Source organism: Paenibacillus sp. 01T422 (assembly GCF_056398785.1).
Map to the genome: position 1 here is coordinate 1 of NZ_JBFTQB010000636.1, position 3,858 is coordinate 3,858.

A 3,858-nucleotide genomic window follows, 5' to 3' on the forward strand; every position below is an offset into this window, starting at 1 on the left:
CGCCAGAAGAGATGGCGATCATTTATTTGAAAATCAAATTTTTCGGATTGAACTCATAGTCTAAATTAAAAAAGAAGTGAAGCTGATAACAGCTTCACTTCTTTTTTACCTATCACTTACTTGTCATCGTTGACAAGCAATACGACTTTCCCACGGGTTTGTCCAACTTTTCCATGGACGGTTTGGATGTTTTCTAATGGCAATCTATCTGTGATCAATGGCTTGACGATTCCTTCATCTACCAATTTCGCGATTTGAGATAATTGTTCCGCATTTCTTTGAACAGCCATTCTCACTACACGAACGCCTAAATCATTAGCTACACTCTCGTCTGCAGGGTTTAACGCTGTTACGAGTGTACCACCTTTTTTGAGTACGTGGAGCAAATTAGTCACTTCATCTGGAGAAATGGGTGAAAGGTTGAAAATGAGATCAACTTTCTCTGTTACTTTTTCAGCTATGGATTCATTCTTATAATTCACGATTTCGTCGATCCCCAATTCCTTAAGGGCAGAGATACTGTTGTCAGAAGCTGTACCAATGACATAAGCACCTTTCCATTTCGCTAGTTGAACGGCAATAGATCCTACACCGCCAGCTGCTGCCGTAATGAGTACACGTTGACCGGATTCCAGCTTACCGTTGTCGAATAGGCCTTGCCAAGCCGTCATGGCACCACCAGGAAGGGCAGCCGCATCTTGTAAAGGAATGTTTTTAGGAGCAAGTGCCACAAGAAGTAAAAGACGCCATCGTTGCTCAAGTTAACGGTGCTTACCAAGATAGAGCTACTGCGCGTGATTCAGCATTCGCTAATGCAGGTCTACTTGGAATGCAGATCATGATCACTGCAAAAGCTATGGGTTATGATACTTGTCCAATGGGTGGATTCGATAAAGGACAGTTCGTTGAAGCATTCAACGTGCCAGCACGTTATGCACCTRTAATGTTGATTACTGTTGGTTTGGCTACAAAACCAGGTCATGCTTCCAACCGTCTTCCACTTGATCAAATCACTGTTTCTAACTCTTTTTAATAGATCTGATCGTACAAGGCCCTCATTATGGGGGCCTTGTATCTTTTGGATTCAGTTCCAGTTGGCTTGATCGATGATCCAATCATGGTCAACCGGAATATTCAAATAAGGAGTTGAACACATGATATCCAACTAGCAAAGTCGGCTGGCGCTTTTAGCCCTAGCAGCGAGTGCCTTCGCTATAGGAACAACCGAATTTATTAGTGTGGGACTACTAACACTCATTTCTAACGACCTACATATATCCATTACACTCGCTGGCCTTACCGTTACAATCTATGCGCTCGGCGTAACGATTGGGGCTCCAGTTCTTACATCATTAACATCCAGAATAGGCCGTAAAATGCTGTTACTTATAGCTATGTCCGTATTGGAGGTATAGGTCTGCTACTAGTAGCTCGGATCATCTCAGCATTCGCTCATGGCGTGTTTATGTCAATTGGTACAACAATCGCTGCCGAACTTGTGCCCGAAAACCGAAGGGCAAGTGCAATCTCTACCATGTTCTATGGAATAACACTTGCGACAGTGACTGGCGTACCGCTCGGAACGCTAATTGGTCAGGAATTCGGCTGGCGAGTATCTTTTGCAGCTATCGTTGGGCTCGGAATTCTTGCCCTACTTGCGAACATGGCACTTATTCCAGCAAAACTTCGCCGCGGAACGCCTGCAAGTCTGAATCAACAGCTTAAGTTGTTCAAGAATGGACGGATTATGCTGAGCTACGCAATTTCGTGTGGATTTACCATGCTGAAGACTATTTTTATTATTTTCTTAACACGAATAACGACTTGCCTGGCAGTGCCATTGATAGGTTTGACATAACCATTTTATGCTTTTTTAGCATATGGAGAAGATTAGTTTGATTGTAGATTCTTGTTTCTGGAACAAATTTGCGAAGTTCTTTGTTTAATAAGAGAACCTTAGATTTAATCCTATTTGGGGATATTCGAAGTATAAATCTTTTCTAATTTTCTTGCTGTGGCTCGCCAACTAAATTTTCTTGTTACATCTAGTCGGGCTTGTTTAGCCAGTTTTTTTGCCCGATGCGGGTTTTGGGCTAAGTTAACAATTTCCTTGGCAAAAGCCGCTGGGCTTCGATACTTTGTTACTAAAATGCCGTTATGTTGATGTTTAATAATTTCAGGAATCCCACCATTTTTAGAAGCAACCGCAGGAACTCCGGAAGCCATAGCTTCCACATTTACTAATCCAAATGCTTCATGGCCCTGTGATGGACAAACAAAGCAATCCCCGGAACGATAGAAACTTGGCATTTGATTACGTGGTATATACCCTCTGAATTTAACTGGGATTCGCAGTGACGTAGCAAGTTGCTTCAAATATTCTTTGTAGCTCGGCTTGCCAGTCCCGCCAGCAATATGAAGTGCAGCAGAAGGAATAGATTTTCTGACAATTTGAGTTGCTTTCATGAGCACGGGTATGCCTTTGAGAGGGATAAGTCTGCCTGCAAAAAGAATGACAAAAGGCCGATGAGTTCCACTTGCATTCTGCTTGCGAGGTCGAAATTGTTTGAGATCAACGCCTAGATGAACGTACTTGACCTTTCGGCGGATAGATGGAAAGTTTCTTTTAAGGTGTTTTTGCAGAGAAAGGCTGTTGCCAACAATGCGATTAGCACCTCTGAGATTGCTCGCGGCTTGTTTTTTGGATGTAATTGGTGGGGATATGAATGTAGTTGAATGCAAAAAAATAGAAATTGGGGTATGTGGGAATATTTTTCTAATAGTTGGCACGAATTTAGGACGATTGTCGATTTGAATAATATCGTAGTGATTCCCTTTTATAGTATTAACTACATTGGTTAGATAAGCTTGTTTACTGCTACCTGCTACTCGAATAATGGTAATATGACCTAGGATGCTTCTCTTCGGGTAGTTAGTTCGTAGGCGGCTAATGATTGTTACACGATGCTTGTTAGAAATTTTTCTGGCAATTTGGTAGATGCTGTGTTCCACAGAACCCCCGACAGGGGGAGGTACGGGGATTTGTTCCGGAGCAATAATCAGAATATGCATAATGAAGATACACCTCTTGTCTTCTTATCTTTCGAGTTATCATATTCAAATTACTGTGAGTGACTTGGAGTAAAGTTTAGTATTAAAATTAAATTTCTTTAATAGAAGTAGCTTGAATCTACAATAGGGCTGTTTTCTGTCGAGGATTCCCAGTCGTCGTTGTAACGCAAATCATTGTTAAAGAAGGACATGTCTTTTTCATATCTAAGCCAAAACCAATTAAATATCTATCCAAATCATTCACTGAAATTTGACTTACTATAGCAAATGTCCAAACAATTTATGAATTAGTTTCATAGCATTATATATATATTGATGGAAAGGAGGAAAAGTATGAGCTTTGCAGGACTTCATGCTTCTACTGCTACGAAGGGTGTCTCCATTATTGCATGTACAAATAACTCCAAATTTATTAATAATGTATTTAGTAATTATATTAATCAAGTTGGGATCAATAAAGAACTGATTATTATCGTCAATCGAGATGATGTCAGCCTAATTCCATACCGAAATAAGGCTAAGTATCTCAAAAATGTATCCATTTATCGTATGCCTGGAAAAATTTCATTAGGAAACTGTTTAAACTTTGCCATTTCCAGAGCTAAATATGAATATATATCCAAGTTTGATGATGATGATTATTATGCACCGAATTATTTGAAGAGAAGTATGAGTGTTTTAAAGCGTAAAGATGTAGATGTTGTTTGGAAAAGCTCCGTTTATGTTTATCTACATTCAAAAAAAAGCTTGCTTCTTCGTAATCCTAACCGAGGAGATAGACTAGTA

The 3,858-nt window shown here is 40.1% G+C and carries 4 protein-coding genes and 1 pseudogene; 3 read left to right on the forward strand and 2 right to left on the reverse strand.

Features of this window, described 5'->3' with window-relative positions; translation table 11 throughout:
* Window positions 1-116: 116 nt before the first annotated feature.
* Window positions 117-671, reverse strand: coding sequence for an NADP-dependent oxidoreductase (locus AC1DUA_RS27795; RefSeq protein ID WP_477502845.1), 555 nt, complete (start codon window positions 669-671; stop codon window positions 117-119).
* Window positions 672-724: 53 nt separating this feature from the next.
* On the opposite strand from AC1DUA_RS27795, the gene AC1DUA_RS27800 reads away from it, so the two are divergent.
* Both AC1DUA_RS27800 and AC1DUA_RS27805 read left to right on the forward strand, forming a co-directional pair.
* A complete protein-coding gene (locus AC1DUA_RS27800) occupies window positions 725-1,033 on the forward strand; it encodes a nitroreductase family protein (RefSeq protein WP_477502846.1) in 309 nt (102 codons plus the stop codon).
* Window positions 1,034-1,178: 145 nt separating this feature from the next.
* Window positions 1,179-1,768: pseudogene (locus tag AC1DUA_RS27805) on the forward strand (MFS transporter); the annotation flags it as partial.
* Window positions 1,769-1,968: 200 nt separating this feature from the next.
* Here the strand turns inward: AC1DUA_RS27805 and AC1DUA_RS27810 are convergent.
* A complete protein-coding gene (locus tag AC1DUA_RS27810; RefSeq protein WP_477502847.1) occupies window positions 1,969-3,072 on the reverse strand; it encodes a glycosyltransferase family 4 protein in 1,104 nt (367 codons plus the stop codon).
* Between the two features lie 333 nt (window positions 3,073-3,405).
* Between AC1DUA_RS27810 and AC1DUA_RS27815 the strand changes: the two genes are divergently transcribed.
* On the forward strand, window positions 3,406-3,858 hold a 453-nt coding region (locus tag AC1DUA_RS27815; RefSeq protein WP_477502848.1), incomplete at its 3' end, for a glycosyltransferase family A protein.

Excerpts from the sequence above, each read along its gene's own strand:
- AC1DUA_RS27810 (WP_477502847.1), bottom strand. The coding sequence starts at position 3,072 with ATGCATATTCTGATTATTGCTCCGGAACAAATCCCCGTACCTCCCCCT.
- AC1DUA_RS27795 (WP_477502845.1), bottom strand. The coding sequence starts at position 671 with ATGACGGCTTGGCAAGGCCTATTCGACAACGGTAAGCTGGAATCCGGT.